Genomic DNA, 24,413 nt, shown 5'->3' with positions numbered 1-24,413 from the left:
CCGCGTCAGATGCTGGCGATCAGGCCGCCGTCCACGCGGATCGTCGATCCGGTGATGTAGCTGGCGCGCGCGCTGGCCAGGAACGCCACGGCGTCGCCGTATTCCTTCGGGTCGCCATAGCGGCCCACCGGAATGCTGCCGGTGCTTTCACGGCTGACGTCTTCCACGCTGCGCCCTTCGCGCTTGGCGCGCGCCTCGTCCAGGAACGAGATGCGGGCGGTGGCGATGCGGCCGGGCAGCACGATGTTGGACGTGATGCCGTCCTTGCCGACTTCGCGCGCCAGGGTCTTGGACCAGCCCACCAGCGACATGCGTAGCGCGTTGGAGATGCCCAGGTTGGGAATCGGCGCGATCACCCCCGATGACGTACTGGTGATGATCCGGCCCCACTGCCTTTCGCGCATGCCGGGCAGCACGCGGTCGGTCAGCTTGATGACGGACAGCACCATGCCTTCGAAGTGCTCGCGCCACAAGTCGGCCGCCTGGCCGGACGAGGGCGTAGGCGGCGGGCCGCCCGTGTTGTTGACGAGGATATCGACGGGCCCCACCTGGGACTCGATCGAGGCGACCTGGCTGTCGATCGCGTCCAGTGCGCGCAGATCCCACTGCATGGGAAACGCGGCCAGCCCGTCCGCCTTGATCCTGTCCGCGGTAGCGGTGGCCGCCTCCAGGTTCAGATCCGCCACCACCACCCGCACGCCTTCCTGCGCCAGCGATGCGGCAATGGCGCCGCCCAACCCGCCGCCCCCGCCCAGCACTAACGCGGTCTTGCCCTTGATACCCAAATCCATCGTTACCTCCATCGTCGAATCTGTCCGGACCGGCAGGCATCTGCCCATCCTTTGATCCTATTTTCAATCATTGGACGGCCGTGTGAAAACGGAAAATACTCAGGAACATCATTCATTTTATGAATGAACTTCTGAAACCAAACTGCCGAAGGCCGCTCGATTTCAGCCTGGGTAATGACCTGGCGTCACGGTATAGTGAACCCCTTGAATTCATGTCTATAAAGAATGAACCCGCGCCGCCTGACCCCGTCCATGTCGCTGCTGCTGGCCTTCGAGGCCAGCGCGCGCCATCTCAGCTTCACCCGTGCCGCGACCGAACTGGCGCTGACCCAAAGCGCGGTCAGCCGCCAAGTGCAGGCACTGGAGGATTTGCTGGAAGTCGCCCTGTTCCGGCGCGAAAAGCGGCGCATCCTGCTGACGGAAGCCGGCATGCGGTATCAGAAGGAATTGGAAGCGGCCCTGCAGCGCATTCGCAGCGCGTCGCTGCAAGCGATCTCGCACCGGACCGGACGCGGCGCCTTCCATCTGGCCGCGCTGCCCACGTTCACCGCGAAATGGCTGATGCCCCGACTGAACCGCTTCTATGCAAGGCACCCCGGCATCCTGGTCCATCTGCATTCGCGGGTCACGCGCTTCGACCTGGACCTGGCCGGCATCGACGCCGTGATCGCCGTGGGCGACGGCGATTGGCCGGGCCTGGCGTCCTACCGCTTGATGGACGAACACGTCATCCCGGTGATCAGCCCGGACCTGGCGGCCAGCCACCCTATCCGCAAGCCGGCCGATCTGGCCCAGCACAGCCTGCTGCAGGTGGCGGCCCGCCCCGCCGTGTGGCAGCGCTGGTTCGAAGCGCACGATCTGCCCGTGCGCACCATGCGCTGGGGCGCGCAGTTCGAGCTGACCACGCACTTGATCCAGGCCGTGGCGTCAGGCATCGGCATCGGGCTGCTGCCGACGTTCCTGGTCGAAGACGAGTTGCGCCAAGGCGTGTTGGCGCCCGCCATCGACGAACCCTTCAGCACCGGCGCGGGCTACTTCTTTCTGGCCCCGCCCGACAAACTCGCCACCCCGCCGGTCGCCGCATTCCGCGACTGGCTGCTGGAGGAAAGCGGCCAGGCCTGCACGATCGCCTAGACGATCGGGTCGCGTTGCGCGTACGGCCGCCGGCGCATCAGGTCGGCCAGGCGCGTCAGCGCCAGCGCCAACTGTTCGCGGTCTTTCACGCCGCCCAGCGAAATGCGGATGGCGTTGGGTGCCGCCGCCTGCCCCACCTGGAACGCATCAGACGACGTGACGCTCAGCCCTTCGTCGCGCGCCGCCCGAGCCAGGTCCGAGGCCGTCCATGGCACGGGCAATGGCTGCCACACGTGGATGCCGACCGGATCGGCGGGAAACGGGCCCGGCAGCAACTGGCGCGCCAGCCGTTGGCGCGCCTGGGCTTCCGCGCGCACGCCGTTGAGCACCGCGTCCGCGGCGCCGCTGACGATCCATTGCGTGGTCAAGGCGCCCATCAGCGGCGTGGCCATCAACGCGAACGAGCGCATGGCGGCCAGCACGCGTTCGCGGCTGTCCTGGTCGGGACTTAGCACGAAGGCGGTGCGCAGGCCCGGCGTCAGGCATTTGGCCAGCGTGGCGATGTGGAACACGGAGGCCGGCGCGTAACTGGCCAGCGGCGGCGGCGCGTCGTCCAGGAACAGGCGGTAGGGATCGTCTTCGATGATGCGGGCGCCGCACGCTGAGGCCGAACGCACCAGGTCGCGACGGCGCCGCGCGCTCATCGTGTGCGTGGTGGGGTTCTGCAAAGTGGGATTCAGGTAGACCAGCCGGCTGCCGCTGTCCCGGCATGCGCGTTCCAGGCCGGCGGGCGTCATGCCGTCTTCATCGGCCTCGGCCGCCAGCACTTCGCGGCCCAAGTGCCGCGCGGCGCTGAGCAGTCCGGGATACACCAGCGGTTCGGCCACGATGCGGTCGCCCGGCTGGCTGTAGGCCAGGATCAGTGCGGCCAGCGCGGCCTGCGCGCCGGGGCACACCAGCACCAGCGCCGGGTCGATCGGCCCGACGGCCTGCGCCAGCCATTGCGCGCCGGCGTCGCGGGCGTCCGGGCCGCCCCCCGCCAGGTGGTAGGCCATCATCACATTGACGTCGTGGCGGTCCATGACCTTGGCCAGCCCGCGCTGCACCAGGTCTTGCAGGTCGCAGCCCAATGGCGCGGGCGGCATGTTCATGCCCAGGTCGATCAGTTGCACGGACTGCGCGGCCGGACGAGCGATGAAGGTGCCCAGGGCGCCGCGCGGATCCAGCAGGCCGCGCTGCCCCGCTTCGGCATAGGCGCGGGTGACGGTGGTCAGGTCGACGCCCAGCCGCTGCGCCAGCCCGCGTTGGGGCGGCAGGCGGTCGCCCGGCTGCAGTTGGTTTTCCGCGACGGCGCGCTCGATGAAATCGGCGATCTGGCGGTAGCGCGGGCCCCCGCCACGCGTCAGCTGCTGTGGCCAAAATACATACAAATCTTTATCTTGCATGGATAAACCTGCGCCAGAATGTCGCAATGTATGGATGATATTAATCAATTAGTATGGCAAGAATCTTAAATTAAGTCCATACATTAGAAATCTTGTACGGCTTTATAGCCGGACAGATGCTGTTGCGCGCCTGCCCGACCCAATCCCTGGCTGATGTATGGATTTAGTGTCCGTAACCAAGGGATATCACATGTCCAACTCTAGACCCTGGGCCCGCCTGGCCGGCGCCCGGGCATCCTGCCTGCGCGCCGCTCCCCGCGCCGCCTGCGCCGCCCTGCTGCCGTTGCTGCTGAGCGGCTGCGACTGGGCCCTGTTCGCGCCCAAGGGCGATATCGGCGTTCAGACCAAGAACCTGATCCTGATCGCCTCGGGGCTGATGCTGCTGGTAGTGATCCCCGTGATCCTGCTGACGCTGTACTTCGGCTGGCGCTACCGCGAAACGAACACCCGCGCGCGCTACGAGCCGAAGTGGTCGCATTCGACCTCCATCGAAGTCGTGGTCTGGACCATCCCCTGCATCATCGTGGCCATCCTGGGCGTGCTGATCTGGAAGACCACCCACGAACTGGACCCGTACAAGCCGCTGCAATCCGAAGTGGCGCCGCTGCGCATCGAAGTCGTGGCGCTGGACTGGAAGTGGCTGTTCATCTACCCCGACTACGGCATCGCCACGGTCAACCAGCTGCCGGTGCCAGTGGGCACGCCGCTGGAATTCAAGCTGACCGCGCAGTCGATGATGAATTCGTTCTTCATCCCGCAACTGGGCACGCAGATCTACGCGATGGCCGGCATGCAGACCCGCCTGCACCTGATCGCGGACGAGCCGGGCGTTTTCCCCGGCCTGTCCGCCGCCTATAGCGGCCCCGGCTTCTCCGACATGCACTTCCTGACCCACGCCACCCCGCGCGCCGAATTCGACGCCTGGGTGAAGCAAGCGCAGAACGCGCCGCAGAAGCTGGACGCCGCCGCCTACGAACGCCTGGCCCAGCCCAGCGGCCGCATGGAACCGGCCGTGTATTCGCAGGTGCAGCCCGCGCTGTTCGACGCCATCGTCAACCTGTACATGCACGACCACGGCACCCCGCGCGCAACCGCCAAGCAGTTGGCGCTTACGCAATCCCTGGAACAAGCAATAGCGAGCGAACTATGTTCGGCAAACTGACCCTAGAGGCGGTCCCCTACCACGAGCCCATCATCATGGGCACGCTGGGGGTCGTCATCCTGCTCGGCCTGGCCCTGGTGGCCGCCATGACGTACTACCGCAAGTGGGGGTACCTCTGGACCGAGTGGATCACCACCGTCGACCACAAGCGCATCGGCGCGATGTACATCATCCTGGCGCTGATCATGCTGCTGCGCGGTTTTGCCGACGCCATCATGATGCGCGCCCAGCAGGCGATGGCCGTTGGCGACGCCGCCGGCTATCTGCCGCCGCACCACTACGACCAGATCTTCACGGCGCACGGCGTCATCATGATCTTCTTCGTGGCCACGCCCCTGATCCTGGGGCTGATGAACGTGGTCGTGCCGCTGCAGATCGGCGCGCGCGACGTGGCCTATCCGCTAGTGAACTCGCTGGGCTTCTGGCTGTCGGCGGTGGGCGCGGTCCTGGTCATGATCTCGATGTTCGTGGGCGACTTCGCCGCCACGGGCTGGGTCGCGTATCCCCCCTTGTCAGGGCTGCAATACAGTCCGACCGTGGGTGTGGACTACTACATCTGGTCATTGCAGATATCGGGGCTGGGCACGACGCTGTCGGGCATCAACTTCATCGTGACGATCCTGCGCATGCGGGCGCCGGGCATGAACCTGATGAAGATGCCGGTGTTCACATGGACCGCGCTGATCACCAACATCCTGATCGTGGCCGTGTTCCCGGTGCTGACGGCGACCCTGGCGCTGCTGACGATGGACCGGTACTTCGACATGCATTTCTTCACCAACGAGCTTGGTGGAAACGCGATGATGTACATCAACTTGATCTGGATCTGGGGCCACCCCGAGGTGTACATCCTGATCCTGCCGGCGTTCGGCGCGTTCTCGGAAATCATCGCGACCTTCTCGCGCAAGCCGCTGTTCGGCTACAAGTCGATGGTGTACGCCACGTCGTCCATCGGCATCCTGTCGTTCTTCGTCTGGCTGCACCACTTCTTCACCATGGGCTCGGGCGCCAACGTGAACGCCTTCTTCGGCATCATGACGTCGATCATTTCCATCCCCACGGGCGTGAAGCTGTTCAACTGGCTGTTCACGATGTTCCGCGGCCGCATCCGCTACCACTCCGCCACGCTGTGGACGATCGGCTTCATGGTGACGTTCGCCATCGGCGGCATGACGGGCGTGCTGCTGGCCGTGCCGGGCGCCGACTTCGTGCTGCACAACAGCCTGTTCCTGGTCGCGCACTTTCATAACGTCATCATCGGCGGCGTGGTGTTCGGTTGCCTGGCGGGCCTGACGTTCTGGTTCCCCAAGGTCTACGGCTTCACCTTGAACGAGTTCTGGGGCAAGACCTCGTTCTGGTGCTGGCTGATCGGCTTCTTCCTGGCCTTCATGCCCCTGTATATCCTGGGCTTCAAGGGCATGACGCGCCGCATGAACCACTACCCGCATGCCGACTGGCAGCCCTACCTGATCGTCGCGCTGGTCGGCGCCGTCATCATCGGCCTGGGCATCCTGTCGCTGCTGATCCAGATTGCCGTCAGCATCAGGGACCGCAAGCAGAACCGCGACTTGACGGGCGACCCCTGGGATGCGCGCAGCCTGGAATGGGCCACCGCGTCGCCGGTGCCGTCCTACAACTTCGCCGTGACGCCGCAGATCACGTCGCTGGAACAGCACTGGGACAACAAGCAGTCGGGCCGCGCTTATGTGCGCCCCGCCAAGTACGACCCGATCCACATGCCGCGCAACACCGCCGTGGGCTTCGCGATCTCCATGTGGGGCCTGCTGCTGTGCTTTGCGCTGGTCTGGCACATGTGGGCCGTGGCGGCCGGCAGCCTGGTCGCCATCGTCATCACGTTCGTGGTGCGCAGCTATGACCGCGACGTGGACTTCTACATCCCCGCGGCCGACGTCGAAAAAATCGAGAACGCCCGCTATGAACGCCTTCAGGAGGCCGCGTAAGCCATGAGCCATCTGACCCTCAACAACGCCCCAGGCGCGCACAGTGCGCACGACGCCCACGAGGAACATCACGACGACGGATCCAAGACCACGATGGGGTTCTGGATCTACCTGATGAGCGACTGCCTGATCTTCGCCGTGCTGTTCGCCACCTTCGCGGTGCTGGGCAACAGCACGGCGGGCGGGCACACCGGCGCGGAACTGTTCCACCTGCCCTTCGTGCTGGGCGAAACGATGCTGCTGCTGATCAGCAGCTTCACCTTCGGCGTGGCCATGCTGGGCATGCAGGCCGGCCGCAAGCAGCAAGTCATCACCTGGCTGGGCATCACCTTCCTGGTCGGCGCGGGCTTCATCGCCATGGAGCTGTACGAGTTCTCGCTGCTGCTGGCCGAAGGCGCCGGCCCCAGCACCAGCGCGTACCTGTCGGCGTACTTCACGCTGGTCGGCACGCACGGCCTGCACGTGTCGTTCGGCCTGATCTGGATCCTGGTCCTGATGCACCAGGTGCACCGCTTCGGCCTGGACGGCATCGTCACGCGCCGCCTGTCCTGCCTGTCGATGTTCTGGCACTTCCTGGACCTGGTCTGGATCTGCGTCTTCACCTTTGTCTACCTGCGCGAGTTCGTATGAGCACGATCACCCATCCCTCCCCCCATGGCGCGCCCCCGCATGCGGACGGGCACGACAAGTCCCATGGCAGCCTGAAGAGCTACATCGTCGGCTTCCTGCTGTCGCTGGTGTTGACGCTGGCGTCGTTCGGCGCCGTCATGACGGACCTGGTGCCGCGCGAGGGGCGGCTGCTGGCGCTCGTCGTGCTGTGCATCGTGCAGCTGCTGGTGCAACTGGTGTATTTCCTGCACCTGGGCGCGTCCCGCACGCAGCGCGACAACACGGGCGTCTTCATCTGCACGGCGCTGCTGATCGCCATCATCGTGGCGGGGTCGCTGTGGGTCATGCACAACGCCAACGAAAACATGATGCCCATGGACATGACCGTGGACCAGGCGAAGCTTCGCCCCTAAGGCGGGCCTTGGCATAAGCAACAAGGAAAGCACGATGGAACGCCTGCGGCCGGAGCCGCCCGCCCTTTACCTGGACGCCCAGGGCAACATCCCCCAGTTCGAGAGCGTGCGCCAGGCCCGGGCCGAGCTGCGCGTGGGCGGATCGGCGCAAGCCGCCACCGACGCCGGACTCTATGCCGAGGCCGTGGGCGGCCTGGTGTTCGGCGATAGCCGCGACGGCCAGGACCCCCGGCGCTTCCTGACCCACCCTGCGGCCAGCGGCACCCATGCCCTGACGCTGGGCGCGCGCCTGCTGGCGCAGTTGCCGCCCACCCGGCGCGTCTATCTGCCCACGCCCAGCTGGAGCAACCATCAGCGCATCTTCGAAGAGGCGGGGCTGACGGTCGGGCACTACCCCTACTTCGATGCGTACGCCCGGCAATTGGATGTCGACGCCCTGGTCGGCTTCCTGTGCCGCTTGCCCGGACCCGCCGTCATCGTGCTGCAAGCCAGCTGCCACAACCCCACGGGCAGCGACCTCACGCGCGATCAATGGGACGTCATCGCCGATGTGGTCAAGGCGTTGGGCCACATCCCCTTCATCGACATGGCCTACCAGGGCTTGGGCGACACGCTGCAAGACGACAACTACGGCGTGACCGCCATGGCCGACCGCGGCGTCTTCACGCTGGTCGCGCAATCCTGTTCGAAGATCTTCCAATTGTCGGAAGCCCGCTGCGGCAGCCTTAGCGCCTATTGCCCGTCGGCGGACCAGGCGCAGCCGATCCAGCGCGCCATGCAGTCCTGGACCCGGATGGACACGGCGCCAGCGTCATTGGGCGTCGTGGCCCGCATCCTCAGCCAACCCGGCCTGCGCAAACTGTGGCAGTCCGAACTGGACGGCATGCGCGACCGCGTCGGCCAAGTCCGCGCCGCCCTGCACAAGACCCTGTGCCGGCTGTCGCCAGCCTGGGACTGGTCGTACCTGACGCATCAGCGCGGCTTCTTCAGCTACGACCCCGCCCTGCACCCGGCAGAAGATGCGCCGCAAGCTCCCGGCCTGCCCGACCGGCGCATCGTGTCCGCATCCGGGCGATTGGGCATTTCGCTGATCACCGAGCGCAACCTGCCCGACGTCGCGCATGCGATCGCGGGCGCCAGCGCGCCCTGAGCTATGTCATCTGCAAATCCAACCCCCGCTTCAAGGCCCGGCAAGGCGGGGCGAACCGGAAGTAAAGCGCAAGCCCCGCGCGGCGGCGCGTAGCGCCTCGCGCGCGCCAATTGTGTAGTTCTTTTAAGCAAGACCTGCGCATTCTTCACACTCCTTAAAAGGACTGTGGAAGATTCGCGCCCCCCTCTGAATACAGTCCAATGCAGCGGTCGCGGGACCGCATTGCATGGTTTTGGGGGCGCGCCAATGTCGGAGATCGTTGTCTATGTCAGAAGCCAGCCGCAGCTGGGCGACCAGATCGTCGCCCTGCCGGCGCTGTACCAACTGAAGACCTGGTGGGCGTCCAGGCGGATCAAAGTGGTGGCTCGCGACGACGTGGGCGAGTTCTACCGGTCGTTGCCCTGGGTCGATGAATTCGTGCGCGCGTCGACGTTCGGCGACTACTTGCGCAGCCTGAAGAAAGAGACACGGGTATCGGTCAGCCTGCATCACAGCAGCGAGCGTTTTGGCCTGGTCAACCTGATACGCCTGCCGGCGATACGCCTGGGATTCCGCAACGCCCGGATCAGCGACTGGATCTGGACACATTGCCACAGGAAGGACACCACCGAATACATCGGCCAGGCGAATCTGCGCCTGTTGGCGGCGTACCGCCCGTTCGACCCCGAACGCGCCACGCGGGCATGCTTCCAGGCCCTGGCGCGGACGCACTTGCGTACCGTTCAAAGCGCTGACGTCGTGATGATTCCGGGTGGCGGCGCGGGCGCGTTCAAGCGATGGAACCTGACCAACTACCTGCGCCTGGCGGACCGGCTCAAGCGGCTGCTGGGCGCCGACACGCGATTCCTGTTCGTACTGGGCCAGCAAGAGGCCGCGGAACGAGAGACATTGGAGGCCATGCGCCGCCCCGACATCGCCATCGCCTACTGCCGGCCGCTTCCCGAACTTAGCGCCATCATGCTGCGCGCGCGCCTCGTGGTGGCCAACGACTGCGGCCCCTCGCATATCGCGCAAGGCGCTTGCGCGCCATACGTCGGGATATTCAACGAACCGAACCCCGAGTGGTTCTGGCGCCGCGCCGGCGCCGCCGCGGTCGTTCCGCGCGACCCGCACGAAGGCATCGGCGCCATTACTCCCGACGACGTGCTGGACGCCTGCCGTCATGTACTGGAACATCATGCGAATACTGCACACGCTGGCTGAGCACGGCCTGGGCGGACTGGAATTCCGCACCCTGGAGCAAGCAAGCTGGCTGCAAAGCCATGGCTATGAGGTGGCAATCGCGTCCCCCGCGGCCAGCGCGGTCAGCCGCGAGGCCCGCGCGCGCAAGATCGCCACGGTGGACATCGATTTCAGGCCGGCGTATTCACCGTCTACGGTGCTGACGCTGCGCCGCGCCGTCAAGGCGCTGCGCATCCAGGTCATCGATAGCCACAGCCGCGCCGACGGCAAGACCGCCGCGCTTTGCCGCGACCTGTGCGCGGTCGTCAGGACGCGGCATTTCGCCAAGTCAATGCGGACCTCGCCACGCCGTCGGCTGGAATGGAAGATCGGTTGCGATCACGTGATCGCGACCAGCGACGTCGGCAAGCAGGAGCTGCTGACGGCGCGCCTGGTTCCCGAAGACAGGATCAGCGTGGTGGGCGAGTGGGCGGGTGACGATTTCTTCCATCCGGCCACCCAACCCGATGCATCGCTACGCATCCGACAAAGCCTGGCAATGGCCGCCCCCGAAAACGCCTACGTCATCGCCACGGTCGGCATGCTGCGCCCGGAAAAGGGCCAGGCCGATCTGCTGCGCGTCGTGCAATGGCTGCGCGTCCAGGGCGTGCCCGCCGTTGGCCTGGTCGTCGGCATGCCCACCCCAAGTACCAAGCCCTACGCCTACGAGCTGTATCGTCTGGCGGTGGATCTTGGGATTGCGGAACATGTGGTTTTCGCCGGGCACCGGACCGATGTGGCCGACATGATCCAGGCGGCCGACGTGGTGCTGGTGCCATCGGCCACCGAAGCCTGGTCGCGCATCGTGCCCGAGTCGTTCGCCGTGGGCCGGCCGGTCGTCGCCAGCCAGGTGGGCGGCTTGCCGGAGATTGTCGCGCCCGGCCAGACCGGCTGGTTGGCCGCGCCGGGAGACATCGCGGGCTATGCCGGCTGCATCATGCAGATCCGGAACCGCCCACACGAGGCCCAAGCCATCGTGGCCAACGCTCGCACATTCGCGGAATCGAATTTCCGCTTGGCCGGGAAGATGTTCAGTACGCTGCAAGCGTATCGGCGGGCGGCAGGTTGAGGTTGGCCGGGAAACCGGTCAACCGCGGATCCCAGTCACGATGCGGATGTGGGTCTCGCTCTTTTCCTGGGTGTTCCTACATGCCGATTCCTGCGGCGGGTTCCATTGCAGAAAGACATCCTTCGTCATTAGCACGATTATCTTTGCCCCGGCTGCCGGCTTCACGCAGATTATCTCTTCCATTATTTTCTGCGATGGCCAGACCGCAAGCAAAGAAGCCACAGACACTACCAACGCCCTGTTCAGCATCCCGGATTCGCATTTCTACACGGAGCGCGAAGTGTAGAGAGAGATGCGAAAAGCCGCCGCTAGTAAACGCAAATAAAGCGGACAGAAAGTATCTAACTCATTAACTATATTTCGATTTATTCTGCAATACAGTTTGTCCGCCCATGGCGCGCCGTCAGGATCCGGCCGTCAGCCGTTACTTTCGTTCAAGGCTGCGCGACGTGCCAGACTACGCATGGCGGCCGCCCACTTACTGGGCAAACGCGCGGCGAAGGCGTTCCAACTCGGCCTTGTTCAGGCGCTTCGCTTCCTGCTCCGCATAGTTCCGCTCGCCGGCGTCATACGATCCTTCGTAAATGCACCGGCTGCGAATGAACTTGCAGTTGTCGCTGACCACCCGCTCAGAGGACGCGTTTGAACTCCCACTTGAAGGGGCGCTTGAAGATCCGGGAAGGATCGAAGAACACCCGGCAACGAGTGTGGCGACGATGAGCCCTACGGCGTAGCGACTCAGCATTTGAATGGACATCTTCTTCTGGCCTGGATAGCGGTTGCAGGCATCTTTATAGCAAGCCTGGGCCAGGAAAAGGGGTTCCAAAAGATACGGGGACCCGCCTTGCAAAAAGGGACGCTGCAGGCAGCCCCCCTTCGGCCGCACTAGTCCAGGTAGCGCCGCGAGACTATTGCAGGAACGCCAGCTGCCGCGCAATACTTATTGCCCCCTCATCGTCTTTTGGAGGTGCGGCAATGCACGATGACATCCGAAAGCTGGGCGCCCAAGCGGCTCGTGAAGGATTGACCATGTGGGATTGTCCCTACTATCAGGCAGCCGTCATGCCTGGGCACACCGGTGAATCGATCGCCGAATGGCGCGAAAAAGTCGAGGCCTGGGAGGCTGGATGGATGGCGGAGACGAAATCCTGGAAGCCGCCTGACGGGGCGGTCAGATATGTACCGCGCACAACTGAAAAACAGTGATGCGCGGCCCGGCTCGCGGCCGCGCAAGCTGGCCGCCGCGAACCCTGCCAGCGCAATCAGCTGGCGGCTTGGCAGGCGAGCAATTCCTTGTCGGTAATCACCCATTTGTCCGCGCCGTCGATGTGGACGTCTTCGAGGACGCATTGGTCATCGTCCTCATCGACGATGCGGACATCCCACTTGCCGCGAGTCACCCCGGACAGCGTAAGGGAATCGCCTTTTTGCAGCACCTCTTTGTCCAGATGATCTTCCCCCCAGTTCTTTTGCTTTGCCGGAGAAAAATAGATCTCGTGGATTTCCCAGGAAGACTGGTTGACGAACACGACATCCGCGGCCGATGCGGCCATGGGAAAACAGGCCAAGGCTGTTATTGCGAAATTCCGAAATTTCATTGCTTCACCGCTGGTTGGGTTAGAGAACCTGGAAATTTGCGCAACTCTAACGAGGTTCCCGGTTTGGCCCTATCACTGAAATCAGTGAATTTGACGCCATTTGCCTGCGCTTTCCATCGCCCGTGCTAGATTCGAAAGCGCACGCCCTGATGGCGCGAATGATTTGGGAGACTTACCGCAATGGCCATATTCGGCGCATTTGTCCTGCTTCACGGCATCATCCTATTGCCCTTTCTGCTTTAAGCACGGGCTGACCGAGAGGCGACCGTCAACATCGGCCCCAAAAGGCGGCGAGGCGTCGCAAGCACGACGCCCCCCCGTTTCCGGCACCTCAAGCCGATGCCAGCTGGCGCGTCCCCGCTCTGAACTGCGCGAAGGTGGGGCCGCCGGGATGCATGCGCAGGCTGTCGCGCAAGTTGGTCCAGGGCAAATCCAAAGGATTCATGGGCATCGGCCCCGGGGCCGCGCAGATCAGGATATCTGCCGCGATCGGCGTGAAATCCGCCCGGAAATGCGTTGTGCTCTTGAGCACCAGGATGTTCTGCTTGGTGGGTTCGATTCCCACGTATCGGAACATGGCCTGATCCGCCATCTGCGCTTTATGGGACGCCACGACCACGCGCACTTCGCCGATGCGCAAGCAGGCGCTTGGCCCCAGCTCCATCCGGAAACCGGAGTAGAAGGGGCCGGTTGCGACAAACCTCCCGTCGGACAGCCGCTCCACCACGAAATCCGCCTCGAAAGGCGCGTCCCCTGGAATCCGGGAATGGCCGCCCAGCGCGATGCGCACCGTTGCCCCCTCCCCCGCCTTGTGAGCCAACAGGGCCGCCTGGGGATCCACCATCAGTCCCAATGCGCTGCCCGGCAAGTTGTAGCGCACAAGCGCGCGCAGAATTGCCGTGGTGTCGGAGTCTCCGCCTGCGCCGGGATTATCCTGCGCGTCGGCGATGACGACCGGTTTATCAGCGACGGCAGCCAGCGCCGCCGCGTGCAACACCGCTTCTTCCGGGGAATACAGCTTGCCCGCAAACGCGGCTTCGGCCGCCTCGACGTCCGCTGTCAGTGCGTCTGCCGCGGCATCCGCCGCCGGCTGCGTATCGGCATAGGCCCACACGAGCGCGCCACAGTCCGGAAAGTCCGCGGCCGGAAAGCCCATGCAAAAGGACATGCTGGAAACTCCCGGCGCGGCCTCCAGCGTTTCAAGGCGTTCGTAAAGAGCTTTGGCCGGCATGGCCATCGTGCTTTGCCAGCAGGTCGGCAACAGATACGAAATGCGGCGAGCGGCGACGCTCGGACGCGGCATGCCGTCCAGCCGCTTTTGCATGAAGGCAAAAGCGCGGGCGCCCGTGTCAGCCATATCAACGTGCGGATACGTGCGATAGGCGATCAGCGCGTCCGCCTCTTCCAGCATGCGCTCGGTCACGTTGGCGTGCAGGTCCAGGCTGGCGACCAGCGGCACATCCGGCCCGATCAGTTCGCGCACGCGGCGCAGCACTTCCCCTTCCCCATCGTCGTAATGCTCGGCGACCATTGCCCCATGAAGGTCAAGATAAACCCCGTCCGCAGGCAGCGCCGCGGCGATGTCCGCAAGCAATATCGCCGTAATGCGCTCGAAGGCATCGCGCGTCACGTGCGCCGACGGGCTGGCGGCGCACCACAACGTGGGGATCAAGGTGTGCTGGTGCCCACGCGCCGCGTCCGCAAAGCCCGCCGCGGGAATATTGGCTCCGTGGATAGCCGGGAAGACGTCCTCGCCACGCGCCATGCCGGGCCAGCCGCCGCCCAGCCTGAAGGCCTCCCAATCTGCCTTGCTTGGTGCGAACGTATTCGTTTCATGCTGAAAGCCGCCAACAATAATGCGCATCTTGCGCTCCTGTGCAAAGGGAAAAACGGTTAGACCGCCGACATGTCTGGACGGAGGACCAAGCCTCGATCCGGCTGGCCCTGTGAATTGAATGCTTGGCCAGCGTTTCACGCCGCGCGCAATGCGCGGAAATTGCGGAAATCCCAATCCCGCCCAGGCGCAGCCTCGATCAATTCGCGCGTGTATGCCTGCTGGGGCGCCGTCAACACGCGGGCGGCAGGGCCGGATTCAACGACGCACCCCTTCTGCATGACGACAATGCTGTCGCAGATCTGCGCCGCCACGCGCAAATCGTGCGTGATGAACAAGATCGCCACCCCCGTACGGGCGCGGATCTCTTCCAGCAGCTTGAGAACCTGATCCTGCACCGACACGTCCAGGGCAGAAACCGCCTCGTCGGCCACCAGCAGATCCGGCTCCATCACGACGGCGCGCGCAATACACAGGCGTTGACGCTGACCGCCCGAGAACTGGTGCGGATAGCGCTGCATCACGTCACGCCCAAGGCCCACCAGTTCCAGTGCCTGCGCGGCTTTCTCGCGTGCCTCGGCGGTGGGGATGCCAAAGTTGACCAAGCCCTCGATCAGCGAATCGCCCACCTGGCGCCGCGGATTCAGCGAACGATAGGGATCCTGGAAAATCATCTGCACACGGGTCCGCCGCAGTCGCATCTGGGCGCTCGATATCTGCACGATGTCCTCGTCTTTGAGGAAAATGGCGCCCGCGCTCGGCTCGATCAACCTGACGACGCAGCGTGCGACGGTCGATTTTCCCGATCCCGATTCCCCCACCACCCCGGCAATCTCACCGCGCCTCACCGTCAAGGCCACGTCCTTGGCCGCCGCGACCACACGCGCCGCGCCAAAGAAGGGCTTTTCCTTGTAGGTCTTGTCCAGCCCCATGATCTCCAGCACTTTCTCTCCGCTCGGCATGGGCCGCTGCTGTGGCACCAGGCTGGGAACCGAAGACACCAGCATGCGCGTATACGCCTGCGACGGCCGGGCAAGAATCTGATCGCGCGTGCCGGTCTCGACGACGCTGCCGCGATTCATGACCACGATGCGATCGGCAATCTCGGCCACCACGCCGAAATCGTGCGTGATGAACACCACGGCCGTGCGCTGCCGCTCTTGAAGTTCGCGGATCAGGGTCAGGATCTGCTTTTGCGTGGTCACGTCCAACGCGGTGGTCGGCTCGTCCGCGATCAACACTTGCGGCTTCAGGATCAAGGCCATCGCAATCACGATGCGCTGGCGTTGCCCGCCAGACAATTGATGCGGGTAGGCGTTGTAGACCCGCTCGATGTCCGGCAAATGCACCGACTCCAGCATTGCCAATACCTGTTTGCGTCGCTCGGATGCACCCAAGCGACTGTGCAAGCGCAACACCTCATCAATCTGCCTGCCCACCTTTTGCACCGGATTCAACGCCGTCATGGGTTCTTGAAACACCATTGCGATCCGGGAAGCGCGCAGGGCGCGCAGCCGGTCAGGCGTGGCCCGCAACACATCATCATTGCCGAGCAGGATGCTGCCGGCCGTCGCGGTCAGCACGCCCTTGGGCAGCAGCCCCATGGCGGCCAGCGAGGTCACGGATTTTCCCGAACCGGATTCGCCCACCACGCACAGGGTTTCGCCGGGATAGACCTCAAACGATATATTCTCGATCACCGGACGACGGGCGGCGCCATGGCCGGCTTGCACGGTAAGTGCCGAGATCTTCAGCGCAGGCGCCTGGCCTGTCTCGCGATTAGCGGATGTCGTTTTCATAACGTCGTGAATCCTGGGTAAGCCATCAGAAGCGGCGCGAGAATCGCGGATCGAGCGCGTCGCGCAGCGCGTCGCCAAGAATGTTCACGCTCAGCACCGTCAACGACAACAAGAGTCCGGGATACAGGATCAGGCCCGGCAGCATCTGGAAGTACACGCGCCCCTCGGCCATCACATTGCCCCAGGACGGCGTTTCCGGCGGAATCCCCGCCCCAAGAAAGCTCAAGACCGATTCCGTCAGAATCGCCGCGGCGAAAATATAGGTGCCTTGCACGATCAGCGGCGCATAGGTATTAGGCAGCATGTGCCGCAGCACCAGAACCGGCACCCTGGTACCCAGCGACACCGCCGCCTCGACATAGGGTTCGTTACGAACGGACAAGATCACGCTGCGCACCATGCGCGCCACCCGGGGAATTTCCGGAATGGAAATCGCCACCAGCACCGTGAACAGGCTGGCGCCGGACAAGGACACCAGCGCAATCGCCAGCAAGATGCCGGGAATGGCCATCACGCCATCCAGAAAGCGCATGATGACGGTGTCGGCGGACTTGAAGTATCCGGCCAGGATCCCCAGGACCAAGCCGGCCAGCAAGCTGGCCACGACCGCGCCCAACCCCACCGCCAAAGACACGCGCGCGCCAAAAAGCGTGCGCGAGTAAACATCGCGGCCATACGCATCGGTGCCCAGCCAGTGCTCGGCCGACATCGGCTTCAGGCGTATGGCCGGATCCATCAGCGTTGGATCCACAGTCCCCAACCATGGGGCGAAAATCGTACCGGCCAGCAACAAGGTCAATAAGGCGATAGCCAGCATGGCCGGCCAGGCCGACATCGTGGCTTTGAGTTGCCCCAGGATCGAAGACGTGGCGGCGGCCTCGACGGCAGGCGCGCCAGGCGCCGGCAAAGATGAAGTCGTAGCAGACATGGTGTGCGCACCTTTAGTAGCGAATGCGCGGATCAAGAACGGTGTACGAAAGATCGATCACCAGATTGATTCCGACATAGACCAATGAGAAAAGCAGGATCATGGCTTGGATGACGGGATAATCCCGCGCCAAGACGGCGTCCACGACCAATCGCCCCAGGCCTGGAATGTTGAACACCGATTCCGTCACCACCACGCCGCCGATGAGCATCGCAATACTGACCCCGATGATCGTGACGATGGGAACGGCGGCATTGCCCAGCGCATGGCGCAGCAACACGCCGCTTTCGCGCAGCCCCTTGGCGCGTGCCGTGCGGATGAAGTCCTCTTGCATGACTTCAATCACACTGCTGCGCACGATGCGCGCGATCAGAGCGACATACACCGTGCTCAAGGCGAGCGTGGGCAGCACCAGTCGCTGCGCGAACTGCCACCCGCCCTCGGACATCGGCCGATAGCCCTGCACGGGGAACCAGCCAAGCTGCATCGAAAAGACCAGGATCAACACGTAGCCGATGATGAAAACCGGCACCGAAAACCCGACGACCGATCCTGCCATGATGGCGCGGTCCAGCAACTTCCCCTGCCGCCAGGCCGCCACGATGCCGAGGGGAATCGCGACCAGCACCGTAAAGACGATGGTCGACAGGGACAGTGCGATGGACGGCCCGATGCGGTCGGCGATGAGACTGGACACCGGCGCATCGGAAATCAAAGATGTGCCCAGATTTCCCTGTGCCAGTTGTCCCACCCAAATCGAAAACTGATCCGGGATGGACTTGTCCAGCCCCATGTTCTTGCGTATTTCGTCTATCTGAGCCGAGGTGGCGCCGTCGCCGGCAATGATCGCGGCGGGATCCCCCGGCGTCAGACGCAACATGGCAAAAACAATGATGGCGACCACCACCAATACCGGAATGACGGAAAACAGGCGCTTCAAAAGAAATCCAGGCATGGCCGACTCACTTACCCGTTTTCTGGAGATCCCAGAACACCGGAACCGGCGCGACCACCACCCCCGTCAATTGCTTGCCTGTCGCGGACAGGTTTGAAAACTGGCCCAAGGGCACGATGACGCCTTCATCGATCACCAGCTCCTGGATCTCGTCGGCCAGGCGCTTGAGCACGGCCGGATCATTCGTGCGCGCAAACTGTGCCCGGCGCTTTTCGATCTCCGGCACGTCCGGCCAGCCGAACCAGGCATCCTTGCCGTTCGCAGCCACGCCCATGAAGGCAAGCGGGTCCCGGATATCCGGAATCACCGTATAAGTGCCGAAGATATTCCATCCGCCCTTGGCCGCAGGTTCGTGCGACGCGCGGCGATTGAGCACCGTCTGCCAGTCCATGGACTGCAGATCCACCTTGAAGCCGGCCTTGCGCAACGATTGCGCAACCACCTGCAGGATGGGTGCCGAGCCCGGATTGTCCGAAGGCATCAGTATCACGACCGGCGTCCCGTCGTAGTTGGCCTCTTTCAGCAAAGCCGCGGCCTTCACCGGGTCGCCTTTCACCAGCTTGTCGGCGCCGATGCTGCTTTCATAGGGGCCGCCGCAGCCGAAGACGGCGGCGCAAGTCTGGAAGTACTTGGGATTGCCGATCTGGGCCTGCAACACCTCTTTCTGATCGACCGCCAGTATCGCGGCTTGCCGAATCAGCTTGTTGTTGAACGGCGGCTGCTCGAAATTGAAGCGGATCTCGGATTGCCCGCCTTGCGCGGTCAGGACATGCAGATTGATGTCTTTATTGCCTTCCAGCATCGGCAACAGATCGAAGGGCGCTTTTTCGAGGAAATCGATTTCCTTGTTGATCAGCGCATTCACCGCCGTCATCTGATCCGGCATGGTCACCCATTTGACCTTGTCCACCCTGACGACCTTGCCACCCGCCAGGCCGCTTGCGGGTTCCTTGCGCGGCACATAGTCCGTGTTCTTTGCGTAGACCACCTGCACGCCCGGCTTGTACTCCTCGGTCACAAAGCGGAACGGGCCCGAGCCGATGGTCTCCTTGATCGCTTGCGACGGCGGCGTATTGGCGACGCGCTCGGGCATCATGAAGGCGGGAATGGCGCTGGGCTTGGCCAAGGCGCGCACCGCCAGATCCGTGGCTTCAGAGAAGCGCATGACAAAAGTCTTGTCATCAACCGCCTCCATGCCGGACAGCATCGAGGCCATCATCTGGCCCATTTTGTCCTGCGACGCCCAACGCTTGATCGACGCGATGCAGTCGGCCGACGTCACCGGCTTGCCATCATGCCACTTCAGTCCGTCTCGCAAGACGAAGGTATAGGTCTTGCCATCGTCGGAGGCCTTCCAGGACGCCAGCATTTGAGGCTGGATCTTGTTGTCCCCATCCAGGGAGAACAGGGTGTCGTACACCATGTAGCCGTGGTTCCGGACGATATAGCCGGTGGTGATCACCGGGTCCAGCGATCGCAAGGCGGCGTGCATCACCGCCGTCACAGTCTGCGCCTGAACGGGCGCAAACGCGGCCGTGCCGAATACCGCGCCGGCGGTCAGCGCCAGGCGCACCGCCCGCAATGCCATCGATTGCTTTTTTGCCATGTTTTTTTCCCCTTGGTCTAAAAGAATGAAAGCTGCCTAGAAGTAAGTGCGGATGGCCCCCACCACGTCGTACCGCTCATCCACCATCAGAATGGCCTCCCACTTGTCGAACGTCAGGCACGGGTGCGAAATGCCGAAACACACCATGTCGCCCACGCGCAAGGGCGAATCGACGGGAACGCTCATGTGGCAGTGCTGATCATCCAGGCCCGTCGCCACGTGACCTTGCGGCAAGGATGACGGCGCCGCGGCGGCTTCGGGTACGCCATTCGCGGCCGGCCTGAACCACCCCATCACGGGGGGCATGTGGTCGGGTGAAATATCGCGTTTTCCCAGATTGACAATGACCTTTCCCGACTCCGGCCGGGACTGCACATAGCCCCAGACTTCCAGAGCCGGCCGCAAGCCATGGCCCAGGCTGGCGACATCCGGACTGCGATCCTGCAATCGCGCGAAGGCCTCTTTGTACAAATGTGAATCGTGCGTCAGGTAGCAGCCGCTGCGGGTCAGCACCATGTGCTCGCGCGACAGGCGCAACGAGGAAAAGTGCCGTGTCACCAGGTCGTAGAAGGACGACCCGCCGGCACTCAGCAGAATCGGGCCGTCGGCAAATACCTGCTCGGCTTCACACGCCTGCACGGTCGCGATCATGCGGGCGAGAAAAATTGCGATCTGCGCTTCCACGTCCTGGCCAGGCAAAGGCTTGATCAGGCCCTCGAATCCTTCCACCCCGCGCAGGGCCAGATAAGGCGACGCTTGCTTCAATGCGGCAATCACCGCTTGCACGCACGCATCATCCCGGCACCCGGTGCGGCCGCCGGCATATCCCACTTCAAGCAGCACCTGCAAGGGCCGGCCGATATTGGCCTCTCTGGCGGCCCGCGCCAGGGTTTCCACATGCGCCGCGTCGTCCACCAGACAGTAGAAATCGAAAGCCGGATCGTCGCGCAATGCCTGCAGGATGTACGCGACGGATTGCTTGCCGATCAGCTGGTTCGCCAGCACGATCCGCTTTGCGCCGAACTGGCGCGCGACCTGGACCTGATGGCAGGTCGCCAACGTGATGCCCCAGGCGCCATCGCGGCGTTGCAGGTCAAACAGCTGGGGGCTCATCGTGGTCTTGCCGTGGGGCGCGAAAATCGAGCCGCGTTCTTCCAGGAACCGGCGCATCCAGTCGCTGTTGTGATGCAAAGCGTCTTGCCTGATCACGGCCAGCGGCAGCGGCAGGTCCTCGCGCAATACGTTCCATCCCTGCCGGGCGATGTCGTCGATGGGCACCGACCCGATCAGGCCCGGCATCCCTTTCACGCAGGCATCAAGGGGGGCGTGCTCGCAAGCGGCCACGATATGTTCAGAGGCAAAATGGTTCATCATCGTGTCCGCCTCAAGCCGCTTTCTGGTTCAAGGCCGGACCCACGCCCTTGCGCTCGACAATCAAGCCGTAGTGCTGCGGCTCGCGGTGGCGCGCGAAATCAAAGAATGTCTCGCGATACACCTTGCTCATGTCCAGATCGCAGCGCGCGGTGACGAGTTCGTCTTCGAGCGTTGTCGCCATCGCCACGATTTCGCCGGAAGGCGCGATGATGGCGCTCTGCCCGATCATCAGCGACCCCTCTTCGCGGCCGCACTTGGCCGTGCCCACGACCCATGCGCTGTTCTGGTACGCCCCCGCCTGCATGGCCAGGTGGTTATGGAAATTGGACAAGCCATCCACCGCGCCGTCGCCGGTATGGTCATTGGGCGTGTTGTAGCCCAGCACGACAAGCTCCGCGCCCTGCAGGGCCATCACCCGATAGGTTTCGGGCCAGCGCCGGTCATTGCACAAGCACATGCCCACCACGCCGCCAAAAGCGTCCCATACGGGAAAACCCAGATTGCCCGGTTCAAAATAGCGCTTCTCCAGATGCTGGGCGTCGCGGCCGGGCTGCGGCTCCACATGCCCGGGCAAATGGATCTTGCGGTACTTGCCGATGATTTCTCCATCTGCGCCGACCAGAATGGACGTGTTGTAGTGGTGCGTCTTGCCGTCCTCGACGGCCAGCTCCGCGTACCCGATGTAGAAGCCGACGCCTAAGGCGCGCGCCTCGTCGAACAAGGGCTGCGTCTGCGCATTCGGCATTTCCGCCTCGTACCAGGCGTCCAGCTCGGGGCCGCTTTCTATCAGCCAGCGGGGAAAGAACGTGGTCAGGGCCAGCTCGGGGAAAACCACGAGTTCGCAGCCGCGGGCACTGGCTTGCCGAAGCAATGCGATCAGCCGCTTGACCACCGCCTGCCTGCCCTCTCCCTTGGCAATCGGGCCAAGCTGCGCCGCGCCGATCGTGATATGCCGTGCCATCGTTGTCTCCGTAAGCGTCGACCTGCATGTGGTCGCTGATGGCTGCATAGTCACCTTGATCAGAAGGCGATACAAACGACTTATACTGGCCCAGCCCATTAGCGGCACTAATCTCAGGCCGGACGATCGCCGGGATCGGGCAACGCACAATTTGCTGCACCGCGATGACGTTTTTTTCGCACCATCTCATGCCAATCCTGCACCACGCCGGGGAACGGCCACCCAACTAACGAAGCAGATGATGAAGACGCGTTTCTCGCCCTCTCTATTGACCTGGTTGCGCTGCTTCGAGGCCGTTGCGCGCTGCGGCAGCTTTACGCGCGCGGCGCAAGAGCTTCACATCACCCAGGGCGCCGTCAGCCAACAGATCAAGCAGCTTGAAGGTTGGCTCGATGTCCCCGTGCTGCAGCGATTACCCCGGGAAGTCCTGCTCACCGCGGAAGGCGAGCGATTGCGTGGCGTAGTCAGCGATGCCTTTCGCAGCATGGACACGGTCATCGGTGACATCCGCCAGGAACGCATTGCCGCGCCCATGGAAATGATTTGCGCGCCCTCGTTTGCCATGCGGTGGCTGATGCCCCGCATGGGAGACTTTTTTCGATGCCATCCTGATGTACCCCTACGCGTGCAGGCCGAAGTGCAGCCCTTGGACGATAAGCACCCTCCTGGCAAACACATCGACGCCATTATTTGCTTCACGCCCGCACAGACGGCGCCCGCCAAGGGCGTGGCCATGCTCGATGAATGGATCTTCCCCGTCGCCAGTCCGGAGTTCCTGGCAGCGCACCCCGAAATCCTGACCCCTCACGACCTGCGGCCGAATTTCCTGCTGCATGACGACTCGGCGTGGGCGGGTGCCCCCGCCCTGATCGAATGGCGCACGTGGCTGGAACATGCCGGCGTGGATCTGCCGGACTTGCACCTGGGCCAGCGCTTTAACCTCTCGCAATTGGCGGTGGGCTCGGCCATGACCGGGCAAGGCATCGCGATGGGACGCGCGGCGATCGTTTTCGAAGATGTGCTGGCAGGCCGTTTGATCGATGTGTTCGGCATCTTCGCGCCCTCACCCGCGTCATACTTCTTCGCGACCGCGCACCAGCCGTCCGAACAGATCGCCGCCCTGCAGGGTTGGATGCTTGCCGAAGCCGATGAATTCCGCCATCAACGCGATCAGCATTTCGCGCAGCATGCCGCGTCTACCCGCGAGGCCCCGTCCATGCAACTGCACATGCTGAACAACCGAAGCTGAGGGTCTGCGCAGAGGGGCCTCAAGCCGGCGCCATCAAATACCGCGTCAACTTCTCCATCATGGCGTCGCAGGCCTCCAACTGGGAGAGCTCGACGTACTCGTCGGCCTTGTGCGCCACGTCGATGCTGCCCGGTCCACAGATCAGCACGGGCGTCTGCGCCCAAAGCGCCTGGAACAACCCGCCTTCGGTGCCAAACGCGGCCTTGGTGAGCGGCGTGTCCGGCGGCAGCCACGAAGCCAGCAACGCGACGCCTGCGGAGTCCTCCGGCGTGGCAAGGCCGGGATAGCGATTGACCGTCGTGACCCGGGGCGGCTCGGCATCGGGCAAGGCGCCCGCGGCACGCATTTTCGCCCGGGTAAGTTCCAGCACCCGCTCCAGGATCTGGTTCGGGTCGTCCTGCGCAACGTTGCGGATCTCGAAATTGACTTCGCATTCCGCGGGCACGATGTTCAGCGCCGTGCCCCCCCTGATGGTGCCCGCATGCACGGTCGTGTAAGGCACTTCGTAGCCGGGTTCGCGCGGCCCGTGTTCGGCAAGATCATGCTGCACGTCGCGCAGCGCGCTGATCAGGTCGCTGGCCGTATGGATGGCATTGACGTAGTGCGGCGCCAGCCCGGAGTGGCCCGCCTGGCCGCAGCACAAGGCCCGGTAGGCCGCCTTGCCTTTGTTGCCGGTGCCGATCTTCATCAGCGTCGGCTCACCCACCACGCAGAGCAGCGGGGCCGGTTTCATGTGCTCCAGCGCCCGCAGCATGTGGCGCACGCCCACGCAGCCGATTTCTTCATCGAACGACAGCGCCAGATGCAGGGGCCGCGCAAGCGGCTGACGGGCCGCGCGGATCATGGCCATCACGGCGCAGGCGACGAAGCCCTTCATGTCCGCGCTGCCCCGTCCATAGAGCCGCCCGTCGCGTTCGGTCGCCTCGAAGGGCGGCGAGCTCCAGAGCTGGCCCGTCACGGGGACCACGTCGGTGTGGCCCGAGAGCACGATGCCGGGCACGTCTTGGGGGCCGGTGGAGGCGAACAGATTGCTGCGCCTGGCGTCCTGAGGGTCCGCCACCAGCGTGGACGCGATGCCCGCCTGCGCCAGCAACGCCCGCACCCGGTCGATGAGTTCGATGTTGGGCGTCAGCGTGACGGATTGAAACGCGAGCAGCTCGCGCAATAGATCTGGACTGTTGTCGGGGGTCGGTGTGCTCATGGCTTGGACCTGC

General features: G+C 63.8%; 21 protein-coding genes and 1 pseudogene. 11 read left to right on the top strand and 11 right to left on the bottom strand.

Annotation, left to right across the window (positions count from 1 at the left end; translation table 11 throughout):
• Window positions 1-5: 5 nt before the first annotated feature.
• On the bottom strand, window positions 6-791 hold the full coding sequence (locus A9973_RS05400; protein WP_183012721.1) for an SDR family oxidoreductase: 786 nt from the start codon (window positions 789-791) through the stop codon (window positions 6-8).
• Between the two features lie 225 nt (window positions 792-1,016).
• Between A9973_RS05400 and A9973_RS05395 the strand changes: the two genes are divergently transcribed.
• Window positions 1,017-1,925: a LysR substrate-binding domain-containing protein gene (locus A9973_RS05395; protein ID WP_183012720.1), complete on the top strand. Its 909-nt coding sequence runs from the start codon at window positions 1,017-1,019 to the stop codon at window positions 1,923-1,925.
• Here A9973_RS05395 and A9973_RS05390 read toward each other — a convergent pair.
• On the bottom strand, window positions 1,922-3,310 hold the full coding sequence (locus tag A9973_RS05390) for a PLP-dependent aminotransferase family protein (RefSeq protein WP_183012719.1): 1,389 nt from the start codon (window positions 3,308-3,310) through the stop codon (window positions 1,922-1,924). The two genes, A9973_RS05395 and A9973_RS05390, sit on opposite strands and share 4 nt — an antisense overlap.
• Window positions 3,311-3,500: 190 nt before the next feature.
• On the opposite strand from A9973_RS05390, the gene cyoA reads away from it, so the two are divergent.
• The 9 genes and pseudogenes from cyoA to A9973_RS05350 all read left to right on the top strand — a co-directional run bounded on the left by cyoA (window position 3,501) and on the right by A9973_RS05350 (window position 12,101).
• Window positions 3,501-4,472, top strand: a complete 972-nt coding sequence (cyoA, locus tag A9973_RS05385) for a ubiquinol oxidase subunit II (protein ID WP_183012718.1) — start codon at window positions 3,501-3,503, stop codon at window positions 4,470-4,472.
• Window positions 4,457-6,433, top strand: a complete 1,977-nt coding sequence (cyoB, locus tag A9973_RS05380) for a cytochrome o ubiquinol oxidase subunit I (protein ID WP_183012717.1) — start codon at window positions 4,457-4,459, stop codon at window positions 6,431-6,433. The genes cyoA and cyoB overlap by 16 nt, the downstream gene beginning before the upstream one ends.
• 3 nt (window positions 6,434-6,436) lie before the next feature.
• Window positions 6,437-7,063 carry a cytochrome o ubiquinol oxidase subunit III gene (gene cyoC / locus A9973_RS05375; RefSeq protein WP_183012716.1) on the top strand — a complete coding sequence of 209 codons (627 nt, stop codon included), beginning with the start codon at window positions 6,437-6,439 and terminating at the stop codon, window positions 7,061-7,063.
• Complete coding sequence (cyoD, locus tag A9973_RS05370) at window positions 7,060-7,455, top strand: cytochrome o ubiquinol oxidase subunit IV (RefSeq protein ID WP_183012715.1); 396 nt, start codon at window positions 7,060-7,062, stop codon at window positions 7,453-7,455. The genes cyoC and cyoD overlap by 4 nt, the downstream gene beginning before the upstream one ends.
• Before the next feature lie 34 nt (window positions 7,456-7,489).
• Window positions 7,490-8,440 (top strand): annotated as a pseudogene (locus A9973_RS31080) (aminotransferase class I/II-fold pyridoxal phosphate-dependent enzyme); the annotation flags it as partial.
• 89 nt (window positions 8,441-8,529) lie between these two features.
• A complete protein-coding gene (locus A9973_RS31340; RefSeq protein WP_183013169.1) occupies window positions 8,530-8,670 on the top strand; it encodes a ribosomal protein bL36 in 141 nt (46 codons plus the stop codon).
• Between the two features lie 181 nt (window positions 8,671-8,851).
• Complete coding sequence (locus tag A9973_RS05360; RefSeq protein WP_183012714.1) at window positions 8,852-9,808, top strand: glycosyltransferase family 9 protein; 957 nt, start codon at window positions 8,852-8,854, stop codon at window positions 9,806-9,808.
• Window positions 9,783-10,895, top strand: coding sequence for a glycosyltransferase family 4 protein (locus A9973_RS05355; protein WP_183012713.1), 1,113 nt, complete (start codon window positions 9,783-9,785; stop codon window positions 10,893-10,895). The genes A9973_RS05360 and A9973_RS05355 overlap by 26 nt, the downstream gene beginning before the upstream one ends.
• A gap of 975 nt (window positions 10,896-11,870) precedes the next feature.
• On the top strand, window positions 11,871-12,101 hold the full coding sequence (locus tag A9973_RS05350; RefSeq protein WP_183012712.1) for a CrpP-related protein: 231 nt from the start codon (window positions 11,871-11,873) through the stop codon (window positions 12,099-12,101).
• A 56-nt stretch (window positions 12,102-12,157) separates the two neighbouring features.
• On the opposite strand, the gene A9973_RS05345 is transcribed toward A9973_RS05350, so the two are convergent.
• From A9973_RS05345 to A9973_RS05310, 8 genes are all read right to left on the bottom strand, one after another.
• The gene (locus tag A9973_RS05345; RefSeq protein ID WP_255469027.1) at window positions 12,158-12,448 is read right to left on the bottom strand and encodes a hypothetical protein; all 291 of its coding nucleotides are present in this window, start codon (window positions 12,446-12,448) and stop codon (window positions 12,158-12,160) included.
• A 376-nt stretch (window positions 12,449-12,824) separates the two neighbouring features.
• Window positions 12,825-14,357, bottom strand: a complete 1,533-nt coding sequence (locus A9973_RS05340) for a M81 family metallopeptidase (protein WP_183013168.1) — start codon at window positions 14,355-14,357, stop codon at window positions 12,825-12,827.
• A gap of 107 nt (window positions 14,358-14,464) precedes the next feature.
• Complete coding sequence (locus A9973_RS05335; RefSeq protein WP_183013167.1) at window positions 14,465-16,126, bottom strand: ABC transporter ATP-binding protein; 1,662 nt, start codon at window positions 16,124-16,126, stop codon at window positions 14,465-14,467.
• 25 nt (window positions 16,127-16,151) lie between these two features.
• Window positions 16,152-17,054 (bottom strand): ABC transporter permease, encoded by a 903-nt coding sequence (locus A9973_RS05330; RefSeq protein ID WP_370539445.1) that lies wholly within the window; start codon window positions 17,052-17,054, stop codon window positions 16,152-16,154.
• Between the two features lie 13 nt (window positions 17,055-17,067).
• Window positions 17,068-18,009, bottom strand: a complete 942-nt coding sequence (locus tag A9973_RS05325; protein WP_183012710.1) for an ABC transporter permease — start codon at window positions 18,007-18,009, stop codon at window positions 17,068-17,070.
• 7 nt (window positions 18,010-18,016) lie between these two features.
• Window positions 18,017-19,615, bottom strand: coding sequence for an ABC transporter substrate-binding protein (locus A9973_RS05320; RefSeq protein WP_183012709.1), 1,599 nt, complete (start codon window positions 19,613-19,615; stop codon window positions 18,017-18,019).
• A gap of 36 nt (window positions 19,616-19,651) precedes the next feature.
• Window positions 19,652-20,989: an amino acid deaminase gene (locus A9973_RS05315; RefSeq protein WP_220805356.1), complete on the bottom strand. Its 1,338-nt coding sequence runs from the start codon at window positions 20,987-20,989 to the stop codon at window positions 19,652-19,654.
• A 10-nt stretch (window positions 20,990-20,999) separates the two neighbouring features.
• Window positions 21,000-21,950, bottom strand: a complete 951-nt coding sequence (locus tag A9973_RS05310; RefSeq protein WP_183012708.1) for an N-carbamoyl-D-amino-acid hydrolase — start codon at window positions 21,948-21,950, stop codon at window positions 21,000-21,002.
• 151 nt (window positions 21,951-22,101) lie between these two features.
• Between A9973_RS05310 and A9973_RS05305 the strand changes: the two genes are divergently transcribed.
• On the top strand, window positions 22,102-23,199 hold the full coding sequence (locus tag A9973_RS05305; protein ID WP_255469026.1) for a LysR family transcriptional regulator: 1,098 nt from the start codon (window positions 22,102-22,104) through the stop codon (window positions 23,197-23,199).
• Window positions 23,200-23,218: 19 nt separating this feature from the next.
• On the opposite strand, the gene argE is transcribed toward A9973_RS05305, so the two are convergent.
• Window positions 23,219-24,400, bottom strand: coding sequence for an acetylornithine deacetylase (argE, locus tag A9973_RS05300; protein ID WP_183012707.1), 1,182 nt, complete (start codon window positions 24,398-24,400; stop codon window positions 23,219-23,221).
• Window positions 24,401-24,413 lie beyond the last annotated feature (13 nt).

This window comes from Achromobacter sp. UMC46, assembly GCF_014170335.1.
Taxonomy (GTDB): domain Bacteria; phylum Pseudomonadota; class Gammaproteobacteria; order Burkholderiales; family Burkholderiaceae_B; genus Achromobacter.
Note: the sequence above shows the minus strand (reverse complement) of the source record. Positions and strands in the feature narration are given on the sequence as shown.